Annotated in this window: 27 protein-coding genes and 1 pseudogene; 24 read left to right on the plus strand and 4 right to left on the minus strand. The window is 31.7% G+C overall.

What is annotated here, in order from left to right:
- Window positions 1-23 precede the first annotated feature (23 nt).
- Together JOD41_RS04275 and JOD41_RS04280 are read left to right on the plus strand one after the other, a co-directional pair.
- A complete protein-coding gene (locus tag JOD41_RS04275; RefSeq protein ID WP_019107709.1) occupies window positions 24-908 on the plus strand; it encodes an ABC transporter permease in 885 nt (294 codons plus the stop codon).
- The gene (locus tag JOD41_RS04280) at window positions 895-1716 is read left to right on the plus strand and encodes an ABC transporter ATP-binding protein (RefSeq protein ID WP_205051725.1); all 822 of its coding nucleotides are present in this window, start codon (window positions 895-897) and stop codon (window positions 1714-1716) included. The genes JOD41_RS04275 and JOD41_RS04280 overlap by 14 nt, the downstream gene beginning before the upstream one ends.
- 72 nt (window positions 1717-1788) lie before the next feature.
- On the opposite strand, the gene JOD41_RS04285 is transcribed toward JOD41_RS04280, so the two are convergent.
- The 4 genes from JOD41_RS04285 to JOD41_RS04300 all read right to left on the minus strand — a co-directional run bounded on the left by JOD41_RS04285 (window position 1789) and on the right by JOD41_RS04300 (window position 5633).
- A complete protein-coding gene (locus tag JOD41_RS04285; protein ID WP_205051726.1) occupies window positions 1789-2826 on the minus strand; it encodes a DUF4179 domain-containing protein in 1038 nt (345 codons plus the stop codon).
- Window positions 2816-3337 (minus strand): sigma-70 family RNA polymerase sigma factor, encoded by a 522-nt coding sequence (locus JOD41_RS04290; protein WP_205051727.1) that lies wholly within the window; start codon window positions 3335-3337, stop codon window positions 2816-2818. The genes JOD41_RS04285 and JOD41_RS04290 overlap by 11 nt, the downstream gene beginning before the upstream one ends.
- Window positions 3338-3466: 129 nt before the next feature.
- Window positions 3467-4306, minus strand: a complete 840-nt coding sequence (locus JOD41_RS04295; RefSeq protein ID WP_205051728.1) for an ABC transporter permease subunit — start codon at window positions 4304-4306, stop codon at window positions 3467-3469.
- Entirely contained in the window at window positions 4296-5633 is a 1338-nt protein-coding gene (locus JOD41_RS04300; RefSeq protein WP_205051729.1) for an ATP-binding cassette domain-containing protein, read from the minus strand. The genes JOD41_RS04295 and JOD41_RS04300 overlap by 11 nt, the downstream gene beginning before the upstream one ends.
- Window positions 5634-5901: 268 nt before the next feature.
- On the opposite strand from JOD41_RS04300, the gene ychF reads away from it, so the two are divergent.
- From ychF to udk, 22 genes and pseudogenes are all read left to right on the plus strand, one after another.
- Window positions 5902-6990: a redox-regulated ATPase YchF gene (ychF, locus tag JOD41_RS04305; protein ID WP_205051730.1), complete on the plus strand. Its 1089-nt coding sequence runs from the start codon at window positions 5902-5904 to the stop codon at window positions 6988-6990.
- 7 nt (window positions 6991-6997) lie between these two features.
- Window positions 6998-7825 carry an HAD-IIB family hydrolase gene (locus JOD41_RS04310; RefSeq protein WP_205051731.1) on the plus strand — a complete coding sequence of 276 codons (828 nt, stop codon included), beginning with the start codon at window positions 6998-7000 and terminating at the stop codon, window positions 7823-7825.
- Complete coding sequence (gene ylqF, locus JOD41_RS04315) at window positions 7826-8677, plus strand: ribosome biogenesis GTPase YlqF (RefSeq protein ID WP_205051732.1); 852 nt, start codon at window positions 7826-7828, stop codon at window positions 8675-8677.
- The gene (locus tag JOD41_RS04320; protein WP_205051733.1) at window positions 8664-9281 is read left to right on the plus strand and encodes a ribonuclease HII; all 618 of its coding nucleotides are present in this window, start codon (window positions 8664-8666) and stop codon (window positions 9279-9281) included. The genes ylqF and JOD41_RS04320 overlap by 14 nt, the downstream gene beginning before the upstream one ends.
- A complete protein-coding gene (locus tag JOD41_RS04325; protein WP_156702463.1) occupies window positions 9275-9634 on the plus strand; it encodes a YraN family protein in 360 nt (119 codons plus the stop codon). Before JOD41_RS04320 ends, JOD41_RS04325 begins: the two co-directional genes overlap by 7 nt.
- A 125-nt stretch (window positions 9635-9759) precedes the next feature.
- Complete coding sequence (gene sufC / locus JOD41_RS04330; RefSeq protein ID WP_205051734.1) at window positions 9760-10506, plus strand: Fe-S cluster assembly ATPase SufC; 747 nt, start codon at window positions 9760-9762, stop codon at window positions 10504-10506.
- Window positions 10507-11919 (plus strand): Fe-S cluster assembly protein SufB, encoded by a 1413-nt coding sequence (sufB, locus tag JOD41_RS04335; protein ID WP_205051735.1) that lies wholly within the window; start codon window positions 10507-10509, stop codon window positions 11917-11919.
- A 7-nt stretch (window positions 11920-11926) separates the two neighbouring features.
- Window positions 11927-12973 carry a SufB/SufD family protein gene (locus tag JOD41_RS04340; protein ID WP_205051736.1) on the plus strand — a complete coding sequence of 349 codons (1047 nt, stop codon included), beginning with the start codon at window positions 11927-11929 and terminating at the stop codon, window positions 12971-12973.
- Between the two features lies 1 nt (window position 12974).
- Window positions 12975-14216: an aminotransferase class V-fold PLP-dependent enzyme gene (locus JOD41_RS04345; RefSeq protein ID WP_205051737.1), complete on the plus strand. Its 1242-nt coding sequence runs from the start codon at window positions 12975-12977 to the stop codon at window positions 14214-14216.
- A complete protein-coding gene (gene sufU, locus JOD41_RS04350; protein ID WP_205051738.1) occupies window positions 14206-14661 on the plus strand; it encodes a Fe-S cluster assembly sulfur transfer protein SufU in 456 nt (151 codons plus the stop codon). The genes JOD41_RS04345 and sufU overlap by 11 nt, the downstream gene beginning before the upstream one ends.
- Window positions 14662-14672: 11 nt before the next feature.
- Complete coding sequence (locus JOD41_RS04355) at window positions 14673-15068, plus strand: RrF2 family transcriptional regulator (RefSeq protein WP_156702475.1); 396 nt, start codon at window positions 14673-14675, stop codon at window positions 15066-15068.
- Between the two features lie 7 nt (window positions 15069-15075).
- Window positions 15076-16203: a cysteine desulfurase family protein gene (locus JOD41_RS04360; RefSeq protein ID WP_205051739.1), complete on the plus strand. Its 1128-nt coding sequence runs from the start codon at window positions 15076-15078 to the stop codon at window positions 16201-16203.
- A gap of 4 nt (window positions 16204-16207) precedes the next feature.
- The gene (locus tag JOD41_RS04365; RefSeq protein WP_205051740.1) at window positions 16208-17491 is read left to right on the plus strand and encodes an AI-2E family transporter; all 1284 of its coding nucleotides are present in this window, start codon (window positions 16208-16210) and stop codon (window positions 17489-17491) included.
- Window positions 17492-17568: 77 nt separating this feature from the next.
- Window positions 17569-20184 carry an alanine--tRNA ligase gene (gene alaS, locus JOD41_RS04370; protein ID WP_205051741.1) on the plus strand — a complete coding sequence of 872 codons (2616 nt, stop codon included), beginning with the start codon at window positions 17569-17571 and terminating at the stop codon, window positions 20182-20184.
- Between the two features lie 47 nt (window positions 20185-20231).
- Complete coding sequence (locus JOD41_RS04375) at window positions 20232-20486, plus strand: IreB family regulatory phosphoprotein (protein WP_156702481.1); 255 nt, start codon at window positions 20232-20234, stop codon at window positions 20484-20486.
- 57 nt (window positions 20487-20543) lie between these two features.
- A pseudogene (gene ruvX, locus JOD41_RS04380) lies at window positions 20544-20992 on the plus strand (Holliday junction resolvase RuvX).
- The gene (locus JOD41_RS04385) at window positions 20970-21209 is read left to right on the plus strand and encodes a DUF1292 domain-containing protein (protein WP_205051784.1); all 240 of its coding nucleotides are present in this window, start codon (window positions 20970-20972) and stop codon (window positions 21207-21209) included. Before ruvX ends, JOD41_RS04385 begins: the two are co-directional and overlap by 23 nt.
- An 8-nt stretch (window positions 21210-21217) precedes the next feature.
- Window positions 21218-21676: a Fur family transcriptional regulator gene (locus JOD41_RS04390; RefSeq protein ID WP_205051743.1), complete on the plus strand. Its 459-nt coding sequence runs from the start codon at window positions 21218-21220 to the stop codon at window positions 21674-21676.
- Window positions 21676-23337, plus strand: a complete 1662-nt coding sequence (locus JOD41_RS04395; protein WP_205051744.1) for a ribonuclease J — start codon at window positions 21676-21678, stop codon at window positions 23335-23337. The genes JOD41_RS04390 and JOD41_RS04395 overlap by 1 nt, the downstream gene beginning before the upstream one ends.
- A gap of 42 nt (window positions 23338-23379) precedes the next feature.
- A complete protein-coding gene (locus JOD41_RS04400; protein WP_205051745.1) occupies window positions 23380-24036 on the plus strand; it encodes an O-methyltransferase in 657 nt (218 codons plus the stop codon).
- Window positions 24023-25252 carry a peptidase U32 family protein gene (locus tag JOD41_RS04405; protein ID WP_205051746.1) on the plus strand — a complete coding sequence of 410 codons (1230 nt, stop codon included), beginning with the start codon at window positions 24023-24025 and terminating at the stop codon, window positions 25250-25252. The genes JOD41_RS04400 and JOD41_RS04405 overlap by 14 nt, the downstream gene beginning before the upstream one ends.
- Window positions 25242-25859 (plus strand): uridine kinase, encoded by a 618-nt coding sequence (gene udk / locus JOD41_RS04410; RefSeq protein WP_205051747.1) that lies wholly within the window; start codon window positions 25242-25244, stop codon window positions 25857-25859. Before JOD41_RS04405 ends, udk begins: the two co-directional genes overlap by 11 nt.
- The last annotated feature ends 66 nt before the right edge of the window (window positions 25860-25925 follow it).

Genomic DNA, 25925 nt, shown 5'->3' on the forward strand with positions numbered 1-25925 from the left:
AATAAATTTTAGGAGGAAGAAAGTTGAATTCAGTAATAATGGAATCCATTGTCATGGGACTTATATTTTCCATATTGACAATAGGAGTAGTAATAACATTTAAAATTTTAGATTTTCCAGATATGTCTGTGGAAGGTACCTTTCCGCTGGGAGCTTTTGCCTTTGCAAAGATGCTAACTCTTGGAATGAACCCACTACTTGCAATGTTAGTTTCACTTATTGCAGGTGGTCTTGGTGGATATATAACTTATATTTTATTTAGAAAATTTAAAATTCAGGCAATACTTGCAGGGATTTTGACCATGACATTTTTATATTCAGTTAATTTGAGAATTACTGGCACGCCAAATGTTACCTTCTTTGATTATAAAACTGTTTTTCAACTTTTTGAAAGCCTTCCAAAAATTGTAATTTTAATTGTCATGACCCTAATAATAAAAATTATTTTAGATTGGTTTTTAAAAACAGAAAAAGGATATTTACTTTTGGCAACTGGCGACAATGAAACTCTAGTAAAAGCTCTTGGCAAAAATCCAGACAAGTATATTGCTATAGGTCTTATAATTTCAAATGCATTGGCAGCCTTGGCAGGAGCCTTAATGGCACAGTCAAATGGCTACGCAGACATAACAATGGGTCAAGCCATAATCGTATCTGCTCTTGCATCAGTTATTATAGGCGATGCCTTTTTAAAGAACGCAAACTTTTTAAATAGAACTACAAGGGCAATAATAGGAGCAATAATTTATAGAATCATTTACGGCATAGCCCTTTACCTTGGACTTGCTCCAAGTGATTTAAAGGGAATAACTGCAATAATAGTTGTATTCTTTATAGTTTATAATAATGTCTCCTCCAAGGGACTATCTGTATTAAAGGGAAAGAGGGAAGAAAATGCTACAAATTAAAAATATATCAAAAACTTTTTACAAGGGAATGGAAGAAGAAAATCAAGTATTTAATAACTTTTCCCTTGATATTGAAGAAAATAAGTGCGTTGCAATTTTAGGACCAAATGGATGTGGCAAGTCTACATTATTTAATATGATTTCTGGATCACTTAACCCAGATAAGGGAGAAATTCTCTTAGACGATGTAGACATTGCAAAATTATCTGAAGACAAGAGGGCAATAGACATTGGAAAGGTAAATCAAGACCCTTCAAAGGGAGTTTGCCAAAGCCTAAATATTTTAGAAAACATGTCCATGGCTTTTAAAAAGGGACATAAATTTACCTTCAAAAAATTAATCGACAAGGCTAACAATGAAAAAATAATTGAAAAACTAAAGAGCCTTGACCTTGGACTTGAAAATAAATTAAAGACACAAGTAAAATTTTTATCAGGTGGACAAAGACAATCACTATCTCTTTTAATGGCGACAGTAAAAAAACCAAAAATACTTTTACTTGACGAACATACAGCAGCCCTTGACCCAAAGACATCAAAGCTAATCATGGATAAGACTAACAACTTAATTAAAAAAGAAAAGATCACAACACTTATGATTACTCACAACTTGAAAAATGCCATAGAATATTCTGACAGAATAATAATGCTAAATAAGGGCGAAGTTGTCCTAGACATTCTTCCAAGTGAGGTGACAGAAGAAGAATTAAATAGAATTTACAACGAAAAAATAGAAGAATCAAATAATATAGAATCAGAAAGATTAAAAAGTTTAGAAAATATGAAACAAATAGAAAAAATTGCATAAACCTCATAAAATAATTGCATTGGAAAAAGTCCTACCTTTTGTCGGGTAGGACTTTTTCCATAATATAAATTTTTATTTTAAAGTGAGAGTAAACTCGTCACCAATTGCTTGTTCTCCAATAGGCATTTCTTTGTCATAGCTGTTGACTGTCACTCTGTATAATTGGCATTTTAGTGTTTTGATTTCATTTAAAAGTTCATCGGCAGTGACCTTGCTAATGACTGGTGAAAAATATAGAGTGGATTTATTTTTCTCTGCTTCGCGAGTTTCAAAGTAAACAAATCTATCTTTAGAATCTCTGGCTTTTATTGTATAAATAAATCCATCTTCGGAGTCAGGATAGGTCAATACAATTTTTTGTGAAGCTGGGCTTGTAGTAAGGCTTTCAATGACAATATTATTAGTATCTGGAATAGTAAAGTCCTTTGCTATAATATTTTTATTCATTTTCATTTGTGACATATCTATATTTGTTGAGAGACTAATTTTTTTCTTGTTTCCTAAAAACTCATCGAAGAAAAATTCTAAATTAACTTTGCCTTCTTTTGGCAAAGAATCTTCTAAATCATATTTAAGAGTATAAACATTTACTTTTTCATCTTCAGCTAAAGTATATCCAGAGGCACTGGAGCCAAGAATTTTATTTTTCTTGCCATTAACCTTAAGTTCAGTTAAGGAAACTTTTCCAGAGAGCATTTTTTTTGAGTCATTTAGGCTCAAAATTACAGTGTATAAATTATTATCTTCAATAATAAATTTATCAAAAATATATTTTTTGCCATTTATTTCAAAAGCTTCATTTAAATTTACGCTGTACTTATCAACTTCCCTTGAAAGACCCATGGCATCTGATAAAGAAATTTTAAAATTACTTGCTAATTCTCTTGTCTTAGCTAAGACATAGCCACCGGATTTGTAGTTTGTTATTCCAAAAATCAATATAAGAGATGCTGCTATTGCCACCACTTTTTTATTAAACTTATTTTTCTTGTTTTTTATTTTTAATGATTTAACAGTTTTATTTAGTTTTTCTCTTTCGAAATCATTAAGAGGAACTTCTTCATATTCTATTTTCATGTCGTTTAACTCATCATAAATATTATTTTTCATAAAAACTTTCCCTCCATTTTTTTAAAAAATTTCTTCCTCTGCTAACTTTTTTATAGGCATTTGCTGTGGAAATATTTTGTTTAGATGCTGCCTCTTTATAAGAAAGACCATGGATAAAAATATTTTCAAAAAGTTTTTTGTCATCTTCATTTAAAAGTGAAAGGATTTCTTCTATTTCTAGATTTGAAGATAAATCTGAATCCACAATTTTTGAATCTTCATCTAGTCTAAGGCTTTCAAATTTAATTTCTTTTCTAAGAATATCTATGGCTCTATACTTTGCAACAAGGGCACACCAATTTTTAAAAGTGGACCTACTGGAATCAAAGTAATCAATATTTTGCCATATACTAAAGAGGGCGTCATTCATGGCTTCTTCCCAAAGGTTTGGATATTTCCAAAGCGTTTTTGAAATAACACCTTTTAATATTTTTCCGTACTCTTCAATAAATATATAAAGGGCATCTTCATCTTTCTTTTTTAGCCTTTCTATCAAGTCTTTATTATCCATATTTCCTCCTTCACTAATATATTCGTGATAGAGATAATAATTCTGACAAATTTTTAAAATTAGAATTTATGAAAAATAATTTTGAGTACAAAAAAACTACTTTGTTTTAAGCAAAGTAGTTTTCTAAAATTAATATTTAAGTTCTTTATTTGAATAGATTGTGTAAGTCAATACTATCATGAGGATAAATATGACTGCATTTGCTATTATGCCAAATAGGTTTAAGTTTGCACTGACAAAGCTATAAGGTCTAAAGGCTTCGTTAGGGAAGTAAGAAACAAGCATGCCAAAGACATCGCCTATAACTTTTCCTACAATTGTAAGTAGGACAATTAAAAATATAAATAGGGCAGCCACTGCATCTTGGTGTAGTGAAGATTTTGACATTGAAGAAAAGAAAAATCCAATAGACATAAATACAAGACCTGAGCCAAGTAGTCCAACAAAAACTTTTACTACTGCTTCAAAAATTTCAAAACTTGTTATTTCAGCTGCATCACTTGCACCAATTCCTATGGAAGAAATTCCAAGGACAAGTCCAACTGTTGCAAGTGCCATAATTATTAAAAATAAAATGTAAGTCAACAAGTTGGCAGCAATTTTTCCTGTTACGATTTCTGATTTTGAAATTGGATTTGAATAAATGTATTCGATGTTACCTGAACTTTGTTCCTTTGCAAGAGAGCTTGCTCCAAGTTGCATTGCAAATACAAATATTAAAACTGCAAGGTAATGGTAAACAAGGGCAATGTAATCGCCAATATTTACTATATCCATTCCTTCATAAAGACCCAAAATATTTCTAGTTGGCTCGTTAAAGCTTTCCATAACTGAATTAAATAGTGAGTTCATTTGTGATTCTGCAAGGAAGGGATAAAAGGCAAGCATAAGTCCAAGTAAAATTATTAGGACAATAGCCCAAGATATCATCTTTGCAAAATTTGATTTGAATTCCATATTAAATATCATCTTTATCCTCCTTTAGCTTTGTCTCTTCTGTTGCATTAAAGACGCCTTCATCAGAGGTTTTAAAAATAATTGTATCATTTTGTTTATTTTCTTCTGAATTGTCACGGAAAAGTTCTTTATTTTCAATTGAGTTTTCTTTAACTATATCATCAACTTCATTTTCTGCATTTTCATTTTTTATTGCAGGAGAAGCTTCTTCGTCAAGGACAACTTTATCTTCATCTACAAAAAGATTTGTCTTTGTGTTATGAATAATATCTTTTTCAGAATTTTCTAAATTGACACCTTCTACTTCAGAAAAATTATTTTCTGCTTCATTAATTTTTATTGTATTTTCTGTAACTCCATTAACTTCAGAAGTTTCAAGACTATTTTCAGAAATTTTTTCTGTAGGATTCTCAATTACTTCTTTTTCTGGAGCTGGTGCTTTTCTTCTAGGAAGCTTTGCATTTTCTCCCTTGTAATAAGCATTTACCTTGTCAGATAATTTTGCATCTTCAAGGACATAATTTTCTAGACCTTCTTCATAGATTACCTTTGAAAGTTCAGGTAGAGCTCCGTCGAAGTAAAGAATAGTTTCATCTTCCTCATCTTTAATAATTCTTGCACCAATGGAAGTAAAGTAATTTAAATTTCCTCTGTAAGAATCAATTTTTAAAACCTTATCTCCAGCGGCCTTTACATTATTGTATTCAGTATCTTGAATTTTTCCATCAGATAAGTAGGCAATTCTTGAAGAATATTTTTTTGCCTCTCTAAGTGAGTCGGATAATAATAAAACAGTTAAGCCTTCTGTTTCATTTAATCTCTTGATATAAGAGAAAAGTTTATCAACATCTTTATCTTCTAAAAATTTTGTAGGTTTATCTAATATTATAAGTCTTGGTTTAATAACTAAGGCATTTATAATAGAAAAAAGTTTTCTTTCCCTATCTCTTAAATCGCAAATGCGAAGGTTTGAATTAAAGTCAAAATAATCACAGAGAACATCAATATCTTCTGTGTTAGATAGACCATGTGCGTTAAGTGTCTTCTTTAATAAAGCATAAGATTTTATCTTTGAATCGAAAATCATATCTTCAGAAACGAAGGACACAGTTTCTTTTATTTCCTTTGATTCTTTAAATGAATCCATATCATAAACCCTAATAGATCCTCTACCGGGTTTTAAGTATCCCATAATAATTCTTGCAAGAGTTGTCTTTCCGGAGTTTTCTGTTCCAAGAAGAGAGAAAAATTCGCCATCTAAAATTTCTAAATTTAAATTTGATAAGACTTTTTCCTTGCCCTTGCCTTTTGTCAGGTCATTTATGACGATGGCACTCATACTATTCACCTCTTTAATAATTGTTAAACTCATTATACAATAAAAAAAAGCTAAATAAAAGTTAGACTAGCCTTTTATAGTGCAATTAATTTAAAAATTTAAGATTTATTTAAGATTTTAATGATATTAAAAATTTTTTTAAAGAAAAATAATAAATTAATTAAAGTTTTATTATTAATAGAATAAACTCAAAAATTTTTTATAAATGAAATTAAATGACGTCTTGGCCCGCCTGTGATATAATTTTAATTTGAATGGAGGTTTTCTAATGAAACTTGGAATCGTAGGACTACCAAATGTTGGTAAGTCAACTTTATTTAATGCCCTTACAAGTGCTGGTGCTGAAGCTGCAAATTATCCCTTTGCAACTATTGAACCAAATGTTGGGGTTGTAAATGTACCTGATGAAAGATTAGATGTGCTTGCAAAGTTAAGCAAGTCAGAAAAAATTGTTCACACTAATATAGAATTTTATGATATAGCCGGTCTTGTTAAAGGTGCAAGTAAGGGGGAAGGACTTGGAAATCAATTTTTATCAAATATTCGTGAAGTTGATGCCATTGTACATGTAGTTAGATGTTTTGACGATGAAAATATTATTCATGTTGACGGATTAATAGATCCTCTTCGTGATATTGAAAATATAAATTTAGAATTAATTTTTTCAGATCTTGAACAAGTAGAAAACAGATATGGAAAAGTTGTAAAAAAAGCTAGAGCAGAAAAATCTCTTGCTAAGGAAAGAGATCTTTTAGAAAAAATTAAAAATGCTCTTGAAGAAGGAAAAGCTGCAAGAGAAGTTGAGCTTGACGAGGAAGAAGAAAAAATCATAAAAAATTATTCTCTTTTAAGTGCAAAACCTGTAATTTATGTATGCAATGTAGCCGAAGAAGAATTAAATAAAGAAGACAATGAATATGTAAAAAAAGTTAGAGAATACGCAGAAAAATCTGGCGACGAAGTTGTAGTAATCTCTGCAGAAATAGAAGCAGAAATTGCCTCTCTTGATCCAGATGAAAAAGAACTTTTCCTTGAAGAACTTGGCCTTGATTCTTCTGGTCTTGACAAATTAATTAAATCTTCCTATAAACTATTAGGTTTAATTTCATTTTTAACAACTGGTGAAATGGAAACTAGGGCTTGGACAATTAAAAAGGGCTCAAAGGCACCAACAGCTGCAGGGAAAATTCACACTGATATGGAAAGAGGCTTTATTAAAGCTGACACTGTTAGCTACAAGGACTTAGTTGAGTCAGGTTCAGTTGCTGCGGCAAGAGAAAAGGGACTTATAAGAAGTGAAGGAAAAGATTATGTCGTTGAAGATGGCGATGTAATTGTATTTAAATTTAATGTATAGGTGATTTATGATTAAAATGGTTTCTATGGATTTAGATGAAACTCTTTTGAATACAGAAAAAGTTATTACTAAGAGTTTTGAATCCTTTGTACAAAAACTAAAATCAAATAATATTATTCCAGTTGTTGCTACGGGAAGAGAATATTATTCTGCCCATAAATTTGTTGGAAATAATGTAGATATAGATTTAATTTGCAATAATGGAAATGTAATTAGAGATAATTTAACTGGCAAAGTTCATTATGTAAATCCAATTAGTGACGAGGACTTAAAGAGGGTCATGGCCTTTGATGACAATGATAAAGTATATACATCACTTCACATCCAAAGAAATGATGGCATTGATCTTGTTTACAAGAAAAAGAATTTTACAAATTTTGAGGGCACTTATGTTGATGCCTTTAGAGAAAGAAATCTAGGATTAGATGATTTTGAAAATTTAGAGGGAAATCCTCTTTCTATTGTCTTTGCTGGAAGTCATGACGATTTGGTAGACCTTAGAAATAGAATGAGAGATAAAATTTCTGATAGATTTAATTTTCACATAATGAAAATCAGAAGAGAGCCAAAGTGGATGCTTGAAGTTTTGCAAAAGTCTGGCGACAAATTTTATGGTGTAAAAAAATACGCAGAAATTAGAGGCATAGATTTAAAAAATGTCGCTGCAATTGGCGATGACTCCAATGACGTTATGTTAATAGAAAATGTTGGGCTTGGCATTGCCATGAAAAATGGTGTAGAAAGATTAAGAGAAAGAGCCGATGTGGTATCTGATTATGACAACAATAACGATGGAGCAGTAAAAATTTTAGACAAGGTTTTATTTGGTGATTAAATGAATATTAACTGGTATCCAGGTCACATGAAAAAGACAATTGAAGACATTGAGAAAAAATTAAAACTCGTTGATTTTGTAATTGAGATAATTGATTCTCGCATTCCCTTCTCAAGTAGAAATCCTCTTTTTGATGACCTATTTAAAAACAAAAAAAGACTTTTAATATTTAACAAGTCAGATTTGTCAAATCCAAAATTAAATGAAGAGTGGATGGAAAAAATTACTGACGAAAATAATTTTGCCATATCCTACAATGCAATGAAGCCCAATGTAAATTTAGTTGTAAAAAAATCTGAAGAACTCATGGCAGATGAGATAAAAAAGTATGAGGACAAGGGACTTAATAAGGGTCCACTTCGTGCAATGATTGTGGGAATACCAAATTCTGGCAAGTCAACTTTTATTAATTCAATTTCTGGTACAAAATCTGCAAGAACTGGCAATAGACCTGGAGTGACAAAGACAAATCAGTGGATAAAAATTCATTCAAAGCTTCATCTATTAGACACGCCAGGAGTTTTGTGGCCAAAGTTCGAAGAAAAAGTTGGACTTAACCTTGCCTTTACTGGTGCCATAAAAGATGAAATTATGGATAGAGAAACTCTTGCCTTAAAATTAATTGGAAAATTAAAAAAAATTGCTCCAGCTGCTCTTGAAGAAAGATATAAACTTTCTAATATCGAAGATATAGAAGCCATAGAAATTATGGATGAAATTGGAAAAAATAGAGGGGCGCTTATGCGTGGCGGTCTTATAGATTATGAAAAAGTTTCTGGAATTATTTTAGATGAATTTAGAAAGGGAACTCTTGGACGAATAACATTGGAGGAGCCCAATGAATTTTTATAAATTTGAAAATGAATATTACGACAAGGGCTACAAATATGTATGTGGCATAGATGAAGTTGGCAGAGGCTGCCTCTTTGGCGATGTAGTTTCCTGTGCAATTATCATGCCTAAGGATGATTTCATCGAGGGAGTAAATGATTCAAAAAAACTTAGTCCCAAAAAAAGAGAAGAGCTTTACCCAAAAATTTTAGAAAGCGCCATTGCTGTAGGCATTGGCAGGGCAAACCCAGATATAATTGACAAGGTAAATATAAAAATGGCAACTCATATTTCTATGATAAATGCTCTTGAAAATTTGAGAAATAAAAAAGGGGAAAAAGTTATTGCAGATTGTGTTTTAATAGATGCAGAGACAATTGAAACTGGAATTTTTCAACACGCCATCATTAAAGGCGATGAGTCCTGCTATTCCATTGCCTGCGCATCAATAATTGCAAAAGTCTATAGAGATGATCTTTGCAACAAATGGGCAGAGGAGTATCCTCACTATGGCATTGAAAAGCACAAGGGTTACGGCACAAAGTATCACAGAGATGCTTTAAAGGCCTATGGACCAACTAAGATGCACAGAAAAACTTTTTTGAAGAATATGAAATTATGGTAGGACACAATTTATTTTTTGGAAATCGTGGAGAGGACCTTGCCACAAATTTTTTGGAGAAAAAAGGCTATGTAATATTAGAAAGAAATTATAGAGCTCTTGGAACTGAGATTGACATTATTGCAAGGGATAAAGATGAACTTGTCTTTGTTGAAGTGAAGTCTCGTAACTCCAGGAAATATGGCGATGCCTACGAAGCTGTAACTGAATTTAAAATGCAGAACATTATTCAAACTGCAACAGCATATATTATGGAGAAAAATCTTTTTGACATAATGGTAAGATTTGACATAATTGAAATTTATTTTAAGGAAAAGGAAATCAATCACATAGAGTCGGCATTTATGCTTTCATAAACTAGGTTAAACCTAGTTTTTTTATTTGCAATTAATATTTGATTATTAAAAAACTTGTGTTATTATAGTTAATAGAAAAAAACATAGTAATTTTGTATGAATTATTTTTTATAAATGGAGGAAGTATGACTGAGTTATTGAGAGTAGAAAATTTAAGTGCAGGCGTGGAAGATAAAGAGATATTAAAAAATATTAATTTAAAAATTAATTACGGTGAAGTTCACGTAATTATGGGACCAAATGGTTCAGGTAAATCCACACTTGCCAATGTAATTATGGATAATCCAGTTTACAATGTAAGTAGTGGAAAAATATTTTTAGATGGCGAAGATATAACAGACCTTACAACAGACAAGAGAGCTAACAAGGGACTTTTTATGTCCTTCCAAAGTCCAGAAGAAGTGCCAGGCATTTCTGTAGAAAATTTTATTAGAACAGCTAAATCTTTAAAGGAAGACAAGACAATTTCTATTTTAAAATTTAAAAAACAAATTAAAAAGGAAATGGAAGAATTAAAAATGGATTCTTCTTACGCAGAAAGATATTTAAATGTTGGTTTCTCTGGTGGAGAAAAGAAGAAAAATGAAATTCTTCAAATGCTTATGCTAAATCCAAAACTTGCCATTCTTGATGAAACAGATTCAGGACTTGATGTTGATGCTACAAGAATTGTTTCTAGTGGAATTGAAAAGTTTTTAAATAAGGACAATGCAGTTTTAATTATAACTCACCACAAGGAACTTATTGATAATATTAAACCTGATTTTGTTCACGTAATTTTAGATGGACAAATTGTTAAAGAAGGAGACGCTTCTCTAATTGATAAAATCGAAAAAGAAGGATTCAATTGGATAAGAGAAGAGGTGAAATAATTGACTAAGACAGAAAAAACTTATGTAGAAGACATGGACCGTGGAGTTTATGACATTAAAAATGAATTTACCTATAGGTCCAAGACTGAAAAGGGACTTACTGAAGAGATTGTAAGACAAATTTCAAAGGAAAAGGACGAGCCAGAATGGATGCTTGAAAGTAGATTAAAGGCTCTAAAGATTTTTAATGAGAAGAAAAATCCAGAGTGGGGTCCTGATGTTTCAGAAGTAGACATGGATAAAATCACAACTTACATTAGACCTGATGCCGATATGTCTGATGATTGGAAAAATGTTCCTGACGAAATAAGAGATACCTTCGATAAACTTGGCATACCTGAAGCAGAAAAAGAATCAATGCTTTCTGGTGTTGGAGCACAATATGACTCTGAAGTAGTTTATCACAACATTCAAAAATATCTTTCTGATCAAGGAGTAATTTACACTGATTTTGAAAGTGGACTTAAAAAATATCCAGAAATCGTAAAAAAATATTTCAGCAAGTGTATCACTCCAAATCTTCACAAATATGCAGCTCTTCACTATGCAGTTTGGTCTGGTGGATCCTTTGTCTACGTGCCAAAGGGAGTAAATGTAGATATTCCTCTACAATCTTATTTTAGACTTAATGCACCAGGCGCAGGACAATTTGAACACACACTTATAATTGTAGAAGACGGAGCTTATTGTCACTTTATAGAAGGTTGTTCTGCTCCAAAATATAATGTAATAAATTTACACGCAGGTGCAGTTGAACTTTTTGTAGGCGAAAATGCAACTCTAAGATATTCAACAATTGAAAACTGGTCAAGAAATATGTACAACTTAAACACAAAGAGAGCCATTGTAGAAAAAAATGGAAAAATCGAATGGGTATCTGGTTCTTTTGGTTCAAAAGTTTCAATGCTTTATCCTGCATCAATTTTAGTTGGAGAAAATGCATCTAGTGAATTTACTGGAATTTCCTTTGCAGGTGAAGGGCAAAATCTTGACACAGGAGCACAAGTTGTTCATGCAGCACCACACACTAAGTCAACTATTAACACTAAGTCAATTTCAAAATCTGGCGGAATTGCAATTTACAGAGGACTTGTTGAAATAAAAGAAAATGCTATTGGCTCAAAAAATTCAACATCATGTGAATCACTAATGCTTGATAATGAGTCTAGGTCAGATACAATTCCTACAATAAAAATTGAAAACAACGACATAGATATTGGACATGAAGCAAAAATAGGCAGAATTTCTGACTCTGTAATTTTCTATTTGATGTCAAGGGGAATATCTGAACAAGAGGCAAAGGAAATGGTTGTAAGAGGATTTGCAGAACCAATTGCCAAGGAACTTCCTATGGAATATGCAGTTGAAATGAATAATCTTATTAACCTTGAACTTGTTGGAGCAATTGGGTAGGTGAAAGATGAATATAATTGGAAATGAAATTGCCTTTAAGACTTTTAGCTTTTTAAAGGTAAATGAAACTGAAATAAAAATTCCTGAAATAAACGGGAAATTATATAGAGAAGTTGGAGAAAAAAATCCAGGAGAAATTTCTGAATTTGAAAAAATAAAATATGGAATTTCAGAAGATGCACTAGAATTAAATAGAAAATATTTAAATTATTATTCTTCTTATCTAGCAAAAGAAGATGAAGAAAAAGAAGATTTTAAATTATTTGAATTAGATGATAACTATTCTGAACTTTTTGATCTTCATCACATTCTTGCAGAAAAAAATTCAAAATTAAAGGTCGTTTTAGACTACACATCTTCTGGCCAAGGTGAAAAATTTAGAAATTCTGTAATAAAGGTCCTTGCAAAGGAAAATTCTGAAGTAGAAGTTTTTGTTATTGCAAGAGACGATGACAAGTCCCTTGTCCTTGAATCAATTGGAATTTATACAGAAGATGGCGCAAAAGTTACTCTTCACCAATATGAACTTGGGGCAGGAAAACTTTATACAAATTATAAATGCGAATTAATTGGAGAAAAATCTTCATCAATAGTAGATTCAATTTACTTTGGTCAAAAGGATGAATATCTAAATATGAATTATGACATGATTCATAGAGGAAAAAAGACTGAATCAGATATTTTAGTAAATGGAGCCTTAAAGGATAAAGCCTTTAAAAATTTTAAATCAAATCTTCAATTTATAGAAGGTGCCAAGGGAGCTATTGGATCTGAAGAAGAGTATTCAATTTTACTAGATGATACAGTTCATTCAGTTTCAGTGCCACTAATGCTTGCTCACGAAGATGATGTAGTTGGGAATCACGCATCAAGTGCAGGTAAGCTTGACATGAATCAAATATTTTATCTCATGAGTAGAGGCATCAGCCACGAAGAAGCTGAAGCACTAATAGTTGAATCCAAATTTTCTCGTGCCATTGACGCTCTTTCTGATGAAAAATTGAGAGATGAAGTTTGGGATTCAGTTAGAAGAATTATAAAGAGAGGAAATTAAGATGTTTACAAAAAATGAAATAGAAGATATTAGAAAAGAGTTTCCCTTTTTAAAATTAAAGCCAAATGGCAAGGACATTATATATTTTGACAATGGGGCAACAACACAAAAACCTCGTGAAATTTTAGATAATATAAAGAATTTTTATGAAAATGAAAATGGAAACCCACACAGGGGAGCTCACTATCTTGCCATGATGTCTACAGAAGTTTATGAAAATGCAAGACAAAAGGTTGCTGATTTTATAGGAGCAAAAAAAGCAAGTGAAATTGTATTTTTAAGAAATGCCACAGAAGCTCTAAATTTAGTTGCCTATTCCTATGGACGAAACAATTTAAGTGAAGGTGACGAAATTTTAATTTCAATAATGGAGCACCATTCAAATTTAGTTCCTTGGCAAGAAGTCGCCAAAAAAACTGGAGCAAAATTAAAATTTTTATATATAGATGATGATAAGCAAATTCCTTTTTCTGAAATAGAAGAAAAAGTTACTGAAAAGACAAAAATTTTATCAATCACTGGAGCATCTAATGTAGTTGGAACAAATCCTGACATTGAAAAAATTGTCAAATACGCAAGAGAGCATTCTCATGCAAAAATTATTTTAGATGGCGCACAACTTGTGCCTCATAGAAAAGTAAATGTAAGTGAACTTGATGTGGATTTTTTAGCCTTTTCTGGTCATAAAATGTATTCTGCTCTAGGCATTGGTGTACTTTATGGAAAAGAAAATCTCTTAAACCAAATGGAACCCTTCCTATCAGGTGGCGACATGATCGAATATGTTTACGAAGACCACACAACTTTTTTAGATGCGCCACAAAGATTTGAAGCAGGAACTGCCAATGTCGAAGGTGCAGTAAATCTTGCAGCAGCCATTGATTTTATAAATAAATATGGCATGGATAAAATTGACGAATATGAAAGATATTTAACTGACTATTGCTATGATAAGTTAAAAAAATTAGATTATCTTGAAGTTTATACAACAAGTGACAAAAATAGAGCTCCAGTAATATCTTTTAACTTTAAAGAAGCTCATCCTCACGATGTTGCATCAATTCTTGATACTTTTGCCATTGCCATAAGATCAGGTCATCACTGTGCCCAACCACTTCACAGATTTTTAGGTTCAAACTTTTCTTGTAGAGCAAGTTTTGCAATTTATAATACAGTTGAAGAAATTGATTATTTCGTTGAACATCTTGAAGATGTAAGGAGGATTTTAGGAATTGAATCTTGATAATATTTATACTGAATTAATTTTGGAACATTCAAGAAATAAACACAATAGACATGAATTAGAAGATTATACTCACAAGGAACTTGGACACAATCCAAGTTGTGGCGATGAAATTACTCTTGAATTAAAAGTAAAAGATGGAATAATAGAAGACATTTCTTATACAGGTCATGGCTGTGCAATTTCACAAGCATCAACATCAATAATGTGTGACAATGTAAAGGGCATAAAGGTTGAAGAAGCTATTGATAGGGCAAAAAAATTTATTGGAATGGTAAAAGGTGAAGTTACAGATTCTGATGAACTAGAAGATCTTGACGATGCCATTGCCTTTGAATCCATTAGCACACTTCCAGCAAGAGTAAAATGCGCAGTTTTATCATGGTACACTCTAAAGGATATGTTAGAAAATAACAAAGAAAAAGGATCTTTTATTCCAGAATAAGAGGTGATTAAATGAAACTTTCTACTAAGGGTCGTTATGGACTCATGGCAATGTATAATTTAAAAGAAAATATGGGCAAGGGTCCCATTGCCCTAAAGGATATTGCAAAGGAAGAAAACTTATCTGAATCTTATCTTGAACAACTCTTTACACTTTTACGTAAGGCTGATCTTGTTAAATCTATAAGAGGAGCAGGTGGCGGTTATGTTCTTTCAAGAGATCCAAAAAATATTGCAATAGGAGAAATAATAAATGCCCTAGAAGGTGATATGTCACTTTCATGTTGCGACCTTGGCAAAAATTCAAATTGTATAAAGCAAAAGGAATGTGCAACTAGAGATATTTTATCAAAACTTCAGGGACAAATTGAAGATGTAATGGAGTCCATGACTCTAGCAGACATGTGAGGTTACTATGATTTACATGGATAATGCAGCTACTACAAAAGTAACAGAGAATGTATTAAATGCCATGCTTCCCTATATGAGAGAAAACTATGGGAATGCATCGGCAATTTATTCTCTGGGACAAAAATCTAGAGCAGCAATTGAAAATTCAAGAATAAAAATTGCAGAAATTTTAAAGACTAAGCCTAGTGAAATTTATTTTACTTCTTCAGGTTCTGAATCAGACAACTGGGTTATAAAAGAATCATTGAATCCAAGGGAAAAAAATCATATAATATCATCAAAGATAGAACATCCTGCTATTTTAAATTCACTTAAAGCAGTTGAAAGATTGGGAAGTAATTATTCTCTAATTTCAGTTGATCAAGAGGGTTTTATAAACTTAGATGAATTAAGTGAAAAAATTAAGGACAATACAAAATTAATTTCTGTTATGTTTGCCAACAATGAAATTGGAACTATAGAACCAATAAAAGAAATTTCAAAAATTGCCAGAGAAAAAAATATTTTAATGCACACAGATGCAGTGCAAGCCATGGGAAATGTCAAATTTAATCTAAAAGACTTAGACCTTGATATGCTTTCTATATCAGGTCACAAACTTGGCGCTCCCAAGGGGATAGGAATTTTATATATTAAAGAAGGTACAGAAATTTTCCCCTTTATAGATGGTGGAGAACAAGAAAGAGGCATGAGAGCCTCAACAGAAAATGTGGCATCTATAGTTGGTCTTGCAAGAGCAATAGAAGATGCTTATGTTAATATTGATGAAAATATAAGTTATACAAGGGACTTAAGAGACTATACCATTGAAAAACTTTTAAACATTGATGGAATTATTTTAAATGGTCCAAGAGACAAAAGACTTCCTGGAAATATCAATATCACTTTAAAGGATACTAAGCCACAAACCATGGTGCAATATCTGGATATGTATGATATATGTGCATCTTCTGGCTCTGCTTGTGCAGCAGGAAGCATAAACCCATCCCATGTCCTTAGGGCAATTGGAAGAAGCGAAGAAGATTCTCTTTCCATGCTTAGACTTTCCCTTAATCACAATAACACTAAGGATGAATGTGATTATGTAGTGGAAAAAATAAATGAAGGGATGAAAAAGTTCAAGAACAGGTGATAATATGTTGGAACAAATTTCCGGTAATGCTGCGAGATTTATGATTTATGCTCTAGCAATACTTTCAATACTTCTAATATTTTTGGCGATTTATTATTTGATAAATATTGGAAATAGATATATTGAAGGCAAAAAGAGAATAAGCATAGATCTGCACTTCATTACAAAAATATTTTTAGGGATTTTAACTCTCTATTTAATTACAATAATTTTTAACAAATTTCCAATTTTGGGTTACACTATTTCCTCTGCTATTATTGCAATTATTTTTGCCTACATAATAGATCCAATAGTAAATTATTTGGAGAGAAAGGGCGTCAAAAGACAATTTGGTGTAATTATAGTTTACATTTCAGTTGTCTTGATCTTTGGGATTTTAATAGTTTCTGTTATTCCAAAGACCATAAATGAAATTTCAAACTTACTTTCTAGTTTGCCAGTCATGGTTGATACATTTACTAAAAATGTAAATAATTTTTTTACAGATATTTTTGCTAAATTTAACATTGAACTTCCTGATAATTTTATAGATTTTTACAAAGAATCTAATCCAAAGGTAGAGGGAAATGTTGAAACACCACAAATAGTTTCAAATATTTTAAACTCAATGCGAAAAACTATAAATGACTTAGTTACAAAGGCACAAGGCTCCCTTATGGGTTCACTTTCTGGAGTTTTCTCCAAGGTCTATGGCTTTGTGACATCTGCCTTTAGACTTGTTTTAATAATTATTTTCTCCTTCTACTTTTCAGTGGACAAGGAAAAATTTACTCTCAAAGTAAAAAAATCTATACCAAATAAACATAGAGAAGATATAACATATCTTGCCAATAGAATTGACATAGCTCTTCAACAATTTATTAGAGGAAGAATGCTACTTGCAATTTTCGTTGGAGTCCTCACTATGGTTTATCTTTTGATTTTAAGAGTGGACTTTGCAATAATCATTGGACTTATAACTTGTGTGGCAGATATAATACCTTTTATTGGACCTTTCCTTGGTTGTGTCCCTGCAGTTTTATTTGCCTTTATGGATTCACCAATAAAAGCATTTTGGGTTTTAGTTCTCTTCGTATTAGTTCAATGGGTTGAAAATAATATTTTGGCACCAAAACTAATTGGAGATAGCACTGGGCTTAATCCACTAATAATTTTAATTTCAATAATCATAGGTGGAGGTATCTTTGGAGTTTGGGGAATGGTAATTTCTGTTCCAATAACATCAATAATATTTATCCTAATTGATTTTGCAAAAATAAAATACAACGACAGATATAGCTCTAATTGACAATCATATTCTTTATAATTATAATATTTATAGCACATCCTCCCAGGGAATGGGAGGATTTTTAATAGGAGTTGTTTATGAAATATTTAGGTTTACACGATATAAGAAGAGAATTTTTAAAATTTTTTGAATCAAAGGGACATTTTATATTACCAAGTTTTTCACTAATTCCAAAAAATGACAAGTCACTGCTTTTAATTGGAGCAGGAATGGCACCAATGAAAAAATTCTTCACAGGTGAAGAAGTTCCACCTGCAAAGAGAGTTACAACTTGCCAAAAATGTATTAGAACTGGCGATATAGATAATGTTGGCTTAACAGATAGACACGCAACATTTTTTGAAATGCTTGGAAACTTTTCCTTTGGAGATTATTTCAAACACGAAGTAATACCTTGGGCTTGGGAATTTTTGACAGTTAATCTTGAAATTCCAAAGGAAGATCTTTGGGTTACGGTTTATAAGGATGACGACGAAGCCTTTAACATTTGGAAAGATGTTATTGGAATTCCTGAAGAAAAAATTATAAGACTTGGAAAAGAAGACAACTTCTGGGAACTTGAAGTTGGTCCATCTGGTCCATGTTCAGAAATTTATGTTGATAGAGGTCTTGAATACGGATCAGTTGATGAAAGACCTGGTGGAGAAGGCGACAGATTTATAGAAGTTTGGAATTTAGTTTTCACTCAATTTGATAAAGATGAAGAAGGAAATTACAATCCACTATCACATCCTAATATTGATACAGGAATGGGTCTTGAAAGAATTGCCACAGTTCTACAAAAAACTGACAATATTTTTGAGATTGATGCCATAAAAGATATAATTGGAGAAATTTCAAAGCTTTCAGGCAAAAAATATGGCGAAGACAAAAAATCAGATATTTCTTTTAGAGTAATTACTGACCACATAAGAGCCATGACTTTTATGATTTCTGATACAATTGTGCCTTCAAATGAAGGAAGAGGCTATGTTTTAAGAAGACTTATAAGAAGAGCTGCAAGACACGGAAGAAAACTTGGAATAAAGAGGGCCTTTTTATTTGAAATTGCAGACATGGTAATTGATTCTTGGGGCGATCAATACAAGGAACTAAAGGAAAACAGAGAATCCATTAAGGAAATAATAAGAAGAGAAGAAGAAAAATTCTTAGAAACTATTGATGGTGGTCTTGTTAGACTTAATTCTAATATAGAAGAAATGAAGGCAAGTGGTGAAAAATTACTTGACGGAAAAAAAGCTTTCAAACTTTATGACACTTATGGCTTCCCTATTGATTTAACAGAAGAAATCTTAAAAGAAGAAGGTCTAGATGTTGACATGGCTGGATTCAAAAGAGAAATGGATGACCAAAAGAAAAGGGCTAGAGAAGCAAGAGACGACAAAAATGTTGGCTGGGCAAATCAAGATAACAAGCATCTCTTTGAAGGCCTTTCCAATGAATTTTTAGGTTATGAAAAAAATGAATGTTGTGGAAACATTATAAGAATTATTTCTGATGATGACGAAATTGTTGATTCAATAAATAAAGGCGAAAAGGGCATAGTAATTTTAGACAAAACTACTTTCTATGGAGAAAGTGGTGGACAAGTTGGAGATACTGGAGAAATTATTTCTGACAAGTTCAAATTAAAAGTTACTGACACTAAAAAGACTAAGGATGGACTTCACCTTCACTTTGTTGAAGTAGAAGAAGGTAAGCTAGAAAAAGCTCCTGTCAAAGCTCTTATTGATGTTAAGAGAAGAAATAATATAAGAAGAAATCACTCTGTAACTCACTTACTTCACAGAGCCCTAAAAGATGTTCTAGGCAATCACGTAAACCAAGCTGGCTCCTTAGTAATGCCAGATAAAATGAGATTTGACTTCTCTCATTTTGAAGCAATGTCAAAAGAAGAAATTGATAAAGTTGAAAAGATTGTAAATGAAAAGATTTTTGAAGCTCTTCCAGTAGAAACTAAGATAACAAATTTAGAAGAAGCAAAAGAAATGGGCGCAATTGGTCTATTTGAAGACAAATATCATGGCGAAGTTAGAGTTCTTTCCATGGGAGATTATTCTCGTGAACTTTGTGGTGGTACTCATGTTTCAAATACTTCTGAAATTTCAATGTTTAAAATACTAAGTGAAAGTGGTATAAGTAACGGTATTAGAAGAATTGAATCTATTACAGGTCCAGCTGTTCTAAAATATTTAAATGAATTAAAAGACGAACAAGAAGACATAGCTAAGGAACTTAAATCTAATAGAGAAGAAATTTTACAAAAGATAAAATTAAATATTAAGAGTCTAAAAGAAGCAAATAAAGAAATTGAAAAACTAGAACATGACATGGCAAAGGATCAAATTTCTGGACTTCTAGATTCAGTTAAAAATAAAAATGGCATAAATTATGTCATCAAAAAATTTGATGGAGTAGATGTAAATACACTTCGTGACTTAGCTGATGAAGTTAGAAATAAAGTGGGCTCAGTAGTAGTTTTATTTGCAACAGTAAATGAAGGAAAACTTAACTTTATTTGTGCTGTTTCAAAAGATTTAGTAGAAAAGAAAATTGCTGCAGGAAAACTTATTAAAGAAATTGCAAAAGTAGCCGGTGGCGGCGGCGGTGGTAGACCTGACATGGCAACTGCTGGCGGCAAGGATATTGCTAAAGTTGAAGAAGCTTTAAATAAGCTTAGCGACCTATTATAATATTATCAAAATAGATATTTTATGATATAATCTATTTGGAGGTAATTATGGATCAAAACAATAATACACAAATTTTTGAAAAAAATGCTTTGGAACAAGAAAGAATTAAGAGTATTTTAAAAGTTGTTTACAATGCTCTAGAGGAAAAAGGTTATAACCCTTCTGACCAAATTATTGGATATATATTATCTGGCGATCCCACATACATTACAAGCCATGATAATGCAAGATCCATGATACAAGAAGTAGAGCGTGATGAGCTTTTACAAGAGATGTTAAAAGTTTATTTAGAAAAGATTTGAGATGGCTAGACCATCTCTTTTACATATTATATATGTACCTGTAAAGGTTGTGGTTATATGAATAAAATTTTAGGCCTTGACGTTGGTGATGTATGGATTGGAGTAGCTATATCAGATGCTTTAATGCTTACAGCTCAACCTCTTATGACAATTAAGAGAGAGTCAAATAAGATTGCCTATGATAAAATTCATGACATAATAAAAGAAAATGATGTAGAAAAAATAGTGGTAGGTCTTCCAAAGAACATGAACAATACCATTGGGCCACAAAGTGAAAAAGTTATGAAGTTTGCAGAAAAATTGAAAAATAAATTTAAGGTTGAGATTGAGTATGTTGACGAAAGAATGACCACTTTAATGGCAGAAAAAGTTTTAATAGAGGGTTCTGTTCGAAGAGAAAATAGGAAAAAATATATAGATAAAATTGCAGCGACATATATCCTGCAATCCTATCTGGATAGATTTAATTTATAGGTGATAAAGATGGAAAAAATAAAATTATATGATGAAAATAATGTTGAGGTTGAATTTTTTGTTGATGCAAAGTTTTCAATTGAAGACACAGATTATGTTGCACTCTATACTGATGAAGATGAACCAGAAATCTATATATTAAAAGTGATAGAAGATGAAAATGGTGATGAGCTTCTCTCTGGCATCGATGACGATGAACTAGAAGAAGCAAAAAAAGCCTATGAAGAACTTTTGGACGAAATAGAATAGGTGAAGATATGGATATAAATATTGATCCTGTTAAAAGAATTTTAAAAGATAGTGGTTATAAATACACTAAACAAAGAGCTAAGGTTTATGAAATATTTTTGTACAATAAAGATAAACACTTGACGACTGAAGAAGTTTATAATTTAGTTGCAAAAAAAGATCCTGATATGGGTATAGCAACTATTTATAGGACTGTTCAATTATTTCACAAACTTGGCATACTTGATCAAATTGTATTTGATGATAATATCATAAGATACGAGCTTAGAGTTCCAAGTGAAGGTCATAGACACCATCATCTTGTCTGCATAAATTGCGGAAAAGTAGAAGAAATTGATATTGACAATTTAAATGAACTAGAAGAAAAAGTAGAGAAAGAAAAGAATTTTAAGATTGTTGACCACACTCTAAAATTTATGGGTTATTGCGAAGACTGCCGCCACAAATTTGAGGAGAAGGCTAATTAATGAAAAATACTAATAAAGTGAAGATAATTCCACTGGGTGGACTTCACGAGATTGGAAAAAATCTTACAGTTGTAGAATACAGAGATGATATTATTATTATCGACTGTGGTATGACTTTCCCAGAAGATGAAATGCTTGGTATTGATGTAGTAATACCAGATGTAACTTATTTAGAAAATAATAAACATAAAATTAAAGGACTTGTTTTAACTCATGGTCACGAAGACCATATAGGAGCAATTCCTTATGTTTTAAGAAAGTTAGACCTAGATATTTATGGAACAGGTCTTACTATTGGACTATTGGAAAATAAATTAAAGGAACATAGACTTTCAAGAGATAAACTCCATGTAGTTAATGCAGGAGATGTTGTTAAACTTGGAAAAATGGAAGTAGAATGGATAAATGTAAATCACTCTATTCCGGATGCTTGTGCCCTTGCTATAAAGACACCTCTTGGCTATGTTTATCACTCAGGGGACTTTAAAGTTGACTTTACACCAATTAGTGGTAAGCCAATTAACTTAACTAGAATTGCTGAAATTGGAGAAAAAGGTGTCCTTGCAATGATCGGTGAATCTACCAATGTTCTAAGACCAGGATATACAATGAGTGAATCCAAAGTTGGAGAAACTTTTAATAGATTATTCCAAAATTTACAAGACAATAGAATTATTATTGCAACTTTTGCATCAAATGTGCATAGGGTTCAACAAATCATTAATTCTGCAGAAAAATATGGAAGAAAAGTAGTATTATCAGGTAGATCCATGGTAAATGTAACTGAAACAGCAAGAAAACTTGGACAATTTAGGGTTAAGAAAGATACCTTTGTTGACATAAGAGATATGGATAAGTATGACGACAGCGAAATTGTTCTAATTACAACAGGTTCACAAGGTGAGCCAATGTCTGCTCTTACTAGAATTGCTTATGGCGAACATAGAAAAATACAGCTTACTCCAAATGATGCAATAATTTTATCTGCAACACCAATACCTGGAAATGAAAATGCAGTTACAAAAGTTATAAATAGGCTTCTTGAAAGAGGAGCAAAGGTAATTTATGAAACTCTTTCAGAAATTCACGTTTCAGGTCACGCTTGCCAAGAAGAATTAAAATTAATTTTAAGCTTAGTTAAGCCAAAATATTTTATTCCTGCTCATGGCGAAGTTAGACACTTAATGAAACATGCTAAGATTGCAAGTCAAATGGGTATGCCAGAAGAAAATATCTTTATTATGGAAAATGGTAACTGCCTTGAAATTTCACAAAAAGATGCCAAGCTAGCTGGAGATGTACCTTCAGGAAATATTTTAGTTGATGGACTTGGAGTTGGCGATGTCGGAAATATTGTACTAAGAGACAGAAGACATCTATCTGAAGATGGACTTATTATAGTTGTCATAACTATTACAAAAGAAGGAAAAGTTGTATCTGGACCTGATATTATTTCAAGAGGATTTGTCTATGTAAGAGAGTCAGAAGATTTAATTGAAGATGCAAAGAATGTTGTAAGAAAGATTTTAAAAGATGACTCCAAAGATAATTTAAAGGATTGGAACGGATTAAAGTCTGATATTCGAGACAATTTGAGATCATACATTTTCAAAAACACAAAGAGAAATCCTATGATTTTACCAATTATTATGGAAGTTTAGGATATTTAGGGAATCTATAAGGTTCCCTTTTTTAGAGGGATTATGTCAAATATAAATTACGATTATATAGAAAATTATTTGAGAAATTTAAAAACTATTGAAAATGAAAAACTTAAAGAGATGAGCAATTATGCAGAAAAGAATCATGTTCCAATAATAGAAAGGGAAAGTGAAGAATTTATTAATTTTTTAATCTCAATGCAAAAGCCAAAGAAAATTCTGGAACTGGGAACTGCAATTGGCTACTCATCTATTTCCTTTGCAAAGAGAAATAAGTGCATAGAAAAAATCGACAGCGTTGAATTAAAAAGTGAAATGGCAGAAATTGCGAGAAAAAATATTTCTGATCTTGATTTAGATAAAATTATTTCTGTTCATGAAAGTGATGCCTATGATTTTTTACTTGACTTAGATGAAAAATATGATTTAATTTTTATTGACGCTGCCAAGGGACAATATGAAAAATATTTTGAAGCTGCCCTAAAAAATTTAAAGGAAAAAGGACTTATAATTTGCGACAATGTTTTATTCAAGGGTATGATTGCTGAGGATTCATTAGTTAAGAGAAGAAAAATAACTATTGTAAAAAGACTAAGAAAATTTTTAAGGGATATTTCAGAAGATAAGAGATTTATTTCTTCTGTGGTTCCCATTGGAGATGGCGTACTATTAGTTAGGAGAAAAGATGAAGAAGATTGAACTTTTAGCACCAGCTGGTGATATTAATAAATTAAAAACTGCAGTGGAATATGGTGCCGATGCAGTTTATCTTGGAGGAGAAAGTTTTGGCCTTAGAAAGGCATCAAAGAATTTTTCTCTTGAAGATATTAAGTGGGCAGCAGACTATTTACACGAGAGGGGAAAAACCCTTCATGTCACTTTAAATATTATTCCTCACGATAAAGATATTGTAGGTGTGGAAGATTATATCAAGAAGTTATATGATATTGGAGTTGACGCCCTAATAGTTGCTGACCCTGGTATGTTTATGAAGGTAAAGGAAGTTGCACCAGACTTTCCAATTCACATTTCAACTCAAGGTTCAGTAACAAATGCCCAGACTGTAAAATTCTGGCAAAAACTTGGGGCAGAAAGAGTTGTAATGGCAAGAGAATTAAGTTTAAAGGAAGTTTCTGACATAATAAAAGAAGTTGGAGATTCCATAGAAATTGAAACTTTTGCTCACGGTGCCATGTGTATGTCCTACTCAGGTAGATGTCTTTTGTCAAATTATATGACTGGAAGAGATGCCAACATGGGAGACTGTGCACAACCTTGCAGATATAAGTACCATTTAGTTGAAGAAAAAAGACCTGGCGAATATTTTCCAATAGAAGAGCACGACGAGGGCACTTTTATTATGAACTCCAAGGACCTATGCATGATTGAACACATTGATGATTTAATTGAAGCAGGAATTGCCAGCTTAAAAATCGAAGGCAGAGTAAAAAGTGAATACTATCTTGCAACTGTTATAAGATCTTACAGAATGGCAATTGATTCATATTACGCTGACAAGGAAAATTATAAGTACGACCCTTATCTTTTGGAAGAGATAAAAAAAGTAAGCCACAGAGATTTTACAACGGGATTCTTTTACGGTAAGGCCAATGAAAATTCACAAGTTTATGAAGACAACTCCTATATAAGGGGTTATGACTTTGTAGGAATTGTCCTTGATTATGATGAAGATTCTAAAATTGCAACTATTGAGCAAAGAAATAGAGTTTTTGTTGGCGATGAAATAGAAATTTTTGGCCCTGGCATAAAACATTTCAACTACAAAATCGAAAAAATGTTAGATGACAAGGATAGAGAAATTGAAGTTGCAAATAAGGCAAAGCAAATATTTAAAATAAAAATAGACAAAGCTATTAAAAAAGGATTTATTTTGAGGAGAGAAAATGAAGAATAGGGCCTGTATAATTGGCATTTGTGGCGGAAGTGGAAGTGGAAAAAGCACTGTTACAAAAAAATTAATTGAGCTTATTGGAAAAGATAATGTGTCTGTCATTGAACAGGATTCTTATTACAAGGACCAGTCAAATCTTGCCTTTGAAGAGAGAGTTAAGACTAATTATGACCATCCTCTTGCCTTTGACAACGACCTCTTATTTGAGCATTTAAAGATGTTAAAGGAAGGAAGGGAAATTGAAAAGCCAATTTATGACTTTTCCCTTCACAACAGAAAAAAGGAAAAGGAAAAAGTATTTCCAAAGCCAATTATAATTTTGGAAGGAATTTTAATTTTTAACGAGGTAAATTTAATTGACATTATGGATATAAAAGTCTTTGTAGATACAGATGCCGATGTTAGAATAATTAGGAGAATTAAAAGAGATATGCATGAGAGAGGAAGGTCGCTTGATTCTGTAATTGATCAGTATATGGCAACAGTAAGACCATCTCACCTTCAATTTGTTGAGCCTTCAAAGAGGTATGCCGATATAATTATTCCTGAAGGCGGCGAAAATGAAGTTGCAATTGATCTTTTATACCAAAAAATTAAATCTTTAGTATAAAAAATATTTGACAAGATAAAAACTATGTGTTATCATAACTTTTGTTATTAAAGAAGAAGTCCGCTT

Origin of the sequence: Peptoniphilus gorbachii (assembly GCF_016908115.1) — a bacterium.
GTDB classification, from domain to species: Bacteria; Bacillota; Clostridia; order Tissierellales; family Peptoniphilaceae; genus Peptoniphilus_A; species Peptoniphilus_A gorbachii.

Bases quoted from the DNA above. Each gene is read 5' to 3' on its own strand.
- JOD41_RS04280 (WP_205051725.1), top strand. From the start codon at position 895: ATGCTACAAATTAAAAATATATCAAAAACTTTTTACAAGGGAATGGAA.
- JOD41_RS04285 (WP_205051726.1), bottom strand. From the start codon at position 2,826: ATGAAAAATAATATTTATGATGAGTTAAACGACATGAAAATAGAATAT.
- JOD41_RS04290 (WP_205051727.1), bottom strand. From the start codon at position 3,337: ATGGATAATAAAGACTTGATAGAAAGGCTAAAAAAGAAAGATGAAGAT.
- JOD41_RS04295 (WP_205051728.1), bottom strand. From the start codon at position 4,306: ATGATATTTAATATGGAATTCAAATCAAATTTTGCAAAGATGATATCT.
- JOD41_RS04300 (WP_205051729.1), bottom strand. From the start codon at position 5,633: ATGAGTGCCATCGTCATAAATGACCTGACAAAAGGCAAGGGCAAGGAA.
- ychF (WP_205051730.1), top strand. From the start codon at position 5,902: ATGAAACTTGGAATCGTAGGACTACCAAATGTTGGTAAGTCAACTTTA.
- JOD41_RS04310 (WP_205051731.1), top strand. From the start codon at position 6,998: ATGATTAAAATGGTTTCTATGGATTTAGATGAAACTCTTTTGAATACA.
- ylqF (WP_205051732.1), top strand. From the start codon at position 7,826: ATGAATATTAACTGGTATCCAGGTCACATGAAAAAGACAATTGAAGAC.
- JOD41_RS04320 (WP_205051733.1), top strand. From the start codon at position 8,664: ATGAATTTTTATAAATTTGAAAATGAATATTACGACAAGGGCTACAAA.
- JOD41_RS04325 (WP_156702463.1), top strand. From the start codon at position 9,275: ATGGTAGGACACAATTTATTTTTTGGAAATCGTGGAGAGGACCTTGCC.
- sufC (WP_205051734.1), top strand. From the start codon at position 9,760: ATGACTGAGTTATTGAGAGTAGAAAATTTAAGTGCAGGCGTGGAAGAT.
- JOD41_RS04340 (WP_205051736.1), top strand. From the start codon at position 11,927: ATGAATATAATTGGAAATGAAATTGCCTTTAAGACTTTTAGCTTTTTA.
- JOD41_RS04345 (WP_205051737.1), top strand. From the start codon at position 12,975: ATGTTTACAAAAAATGAAATAGAAGATATTAGAAAAGAGTTTCCCTTT.
- JOD41_RS04355 (WP_156702475.1), top strand. From the start codon at position 14,673: ATGAAACTTTCTACTAAGGGTCGTTATGGACTCATGGCAATGTATAAT.
- JOD41_RS04360 (WP_205051739.1), top strand. From the start codon at position 15,076: ATGATTTACATGGATAATGCAGCTACTACAAAAGTAACAGAGAATGTA.
- JOD41_RS04365 (WP_205051740.1), top strand. From the start codon at position 16,208: ATGTTGGAACAAATTTCCGGTAATGCTGCGAGATTTATGATTTATGCT.
- alaS (WP_205051741.1), top strand. From the start codon at position 17,569: ATGAAATATTTAGGTTTACACGATATAAGAAGAGAATTTTTAAAATTT.
- JOD41_RS04375 (WP_156702481.1), top strand. From the start codon at position 20,232: ATGGATCAAAACAATAATACACAAATTTTTGAAAAAAATGCTTTGGAA.
- JOD41_RS04385 (WP_205051784.1), top strand. From the start codon at position 20,970: ATGGAAAAAATAAAATTATATGATGAAAATAATGTTGAGGTTGAATTT.
- JOD41_RS04390 (WP_205051743.1), top strand. From the start codon at position 21,218: ATGGATATAAATATTGATCCTGTTAAAAGAATTTTAAAAGATAGTGGT.
- JOD41_RS04395 (WP_205051744.1), top strand. From the start codon at position 21,676: ATGAAAAATACTAATAAAGTGAAGATAATTCCACTGGGTGGACTTCAC.
- JOD41_RS04400 (WP_205051745.1), top strand. From the start codon at position 23,380: ATGTCAAATATAAATTACGATTATATAGAAAATTATTTGAGAAATTTA.
- JOD41_RS04405 (WP_205051746.1), top strand. From the start codon at position 24,023: ATGAAGAAGATTGAACTTTTAGCACCAGCTGGTGATATTAATAAATTA.
- udk (WP_205051747.1), top strand. From the start codon at position 25,242: ATGAAGAATAGGGCCTGTATAATTGGCATTTGTGGCGGAAGTGGAAGT.